Here is a 2,078-nt window from a genome sequence, read left to right as displayed (position 1 = left end):
TTGCGGCGCTTCGCGCCGCAACTCTCTATTGGGTTTGGTTTCCTGACTTAATTGAATATAGCTATACATTTGGCGATCGCCATAGCAATAAAAAAGTAGGGACAATTTGTCCCTACTTTTTTTTGGGTAAACAAGACTCACATTACAGGATTGGCTATACCGATGGGCTAATGGGAATGCGCTTGAGCAGGTGATATTTACAACCAGCAGCAAGAATATGTACCCGCAGGTTATGAATTGTCAAAGGAGCAGATCCGCTCACCCATAGCTGGTTGCTGTAGGAGACTTCGCCAGGATCGACTACGGTGACAGTGCCGCGCCCTAAAACTCGCATGGTATTGTTTGGTTCAAAAATGGCAACCGTATCTTCATCAATGCCTATGCCAATTTTGTCTGGATGTGCGGCGATCGCTGTCATCAAACGAGCCATCCGATTACGGTTATGAAAGTGCTGATCGACAATGATTTCGGGCAAAATATTCAAGCCCGTGCTCATGTTGACCAGTTCTTTATGGGGAGATTCGCCACTGCTGCCACCTGAAATCATGTGATAGCCCATTGCCGCGGCCCCTGCACTAGTACCAGCCAGTACGAGACGCTTTTCGTCAATTCGTTTGGCGATCGTGATTGCAAAGGGAGTATCAGCGATTAACCCACAAAGGCGGAGTTGATCGCCACCAGTCATAAAAATTCCCGTAAACCGATCTACTAGAGCTTCGGCTTCAGGGTAGTCATCGTGAGGACGTTCGCGGATATCCAACACTTCCACCGCACTTGCACCAAGTTCAGTGAAAATGTCATGATAAATTCGTCCAATAATATCAGGCTCTCTTGAAGCGCAAGGAATGATCGCGATGCGGGCTTGGGAGCCACCTGAATTTTCTACAAAGGCTTTGAGAATCTTGCGGTCTTGGACTTTATCCTCTCCACCACCAATTACCATTACCGCCGACTTAATAATTTGAGTCATGCCCCTATCTATTGCCACATCTTCGTCTAAGTTCAGCATATTAGCAGATTGGTCAACAAATTTTTTCAGGCGATTAATTAGGTTAACGCCTTGACTCACTTTTTGCTCTTGCTGACTCGCCAATGGTTTGAATTACCTCCATTGATGCTTACATGGCTAACCATAAGGCTAACTATTGTCAAATTGTATAACTTTTATGTTGTTAAAGACTAGTGTTTGCTGGTGACAAAATTAGAGAGTGACCAGTCTCCTCTTATTTTGCTCTCCTAATTTTGCCTAATTTTATAAGTAGCTGTGCGTAATTAAAAATTAGAGACAAAACCTGTGACTTGCGCTCAGCGCAAGTCACAGGTTTTGGGTTTTATATTTAATTGTGCCTAACTACATTGATGGAGAATTTTTATAGAGACTTTAGGGTGATTTTGATAAGCGTTCAATCACTTTGCCAGCATTCTTGGCTAACTAGATCGCAAATACGATCGCGTAATAGGTACTGGTTATCTTCTAATTCTCGTTCGATTTGGCACCATTCGCGATCGCGAAAGAAGCGACAGAGAGCATGAATTGGTTGACTGCGAGTGAGTCGTCCGCTTTCGAGTAAATGTCTTGCTTCGTCTTGGATAGCGCTGATGGAATAGTAAAGTGAGTGCAACATAACCAAACTCTCTTTGTAGGTTTTTGCGTAATTTTATTGAAATTTAAAGTCAGTAAATTACTTGATGACTTAAATTTACATGAAAATGATCGATGTCTGTGATGGAGGATACAAACTTTTAATATTTTCCCATAGGATTTTCATCACTACATAAAAGTCAATGAAACTCAAAAGAAAAAAATATTTCTGGCGATATAAATTACCAAACCCCGTAAAGTTGCGCCCCACAGGGGCGCAACTTTACGGGGTTTGGTTTGTAATTAATTATGCCTAGCTACTTATATCTAGCTACTTATATAAGTAAGTGGACTTAGGGAGCATCTCACTAATGCAATGAGTATTTCTACTTATAGATGACATATGAGAAAATGAATAAAAAATGAGGTTAAAAAAAGAATGACACCCGAAGAAAGCAAAGTTCTGAAAGAACATCTAAAAGCTGCGGCGGCAATT

General features: G+C 41.7%; 3 protein-coding genes. 1 reads left to right on the top strand and 2 read right to left on the bottom strand.

What is annotated here, in order from left to right:
* The coding region (locus tag PSE7429_RS27440) for a hypothetical protein (RefSeq protein WP_009629704.1) at nt 1-194 on the top strand (194 nt) is incomplete at its 5' end.
* Here PSE7429_RS27440 and PSE7429_RS22510 read toward each other — a convergent pair.
* A complete protein-coding gene (locus PSE7429_RS22510) occupies nt 155-1,009 on the bottom strand; it encodes a cyanophycinase (RefSeq protein ID WP_040690378.1) in 855 nt (284 codons plus the stop codon). The two genes, PSE7429_RS27440 and PSE7429_RS22510, sit on opposite strands and share 40 nt — an antisense overlap.
* Before the next feature lie 394 nt (nt 1,010-1,403).
* On the bottom strand, nt 1,404-1,625 hold the full coding sequence (locus PSE7429_RS22505) for a DUF4327 family protein (RefSeq protein WP_009629702.1): 222 nt from the start codon (nt 1,623-1,625) through the stop codon (nt 1,404-1,406).
* Nucleotides 1,626-2,078 lie beyond the last annotated feature (453 nt).

Origin of the sequence: Pseudanabaena biceps PCC 7429, from assembly GCF_000332215.1 — a bacterium.
GTDB classification, from domain to species: domain Bacteria; phylum Cyanobacteriota; class Cyanobacteriia; order Pseudanabaenales; family Pseudanabaenaceae; genus Pseudanabaena; species Pseudanabaena biceps.
This window is presented reverse-complemented; position numbering and strand designations above follow the sequence as displayed.

Excerpts from the sequence above, each read along its gene's own strand:
- PSE7429_RS22510 (WP_040690378.1), bottom strand. The coding sequence starts at position 1,009 with ATGCTGAACTTAGACGAAGATGTGGCAATAGATAGGGGCATGACTCAA.
- PSE7429_RS22505 (WP_009629702.1), bottom strand. The coding sequence starts at position 1,625 with ATGTTGCACTCACTTTACTATTCCATCAGCGCTATCCAAGACGAAGCA.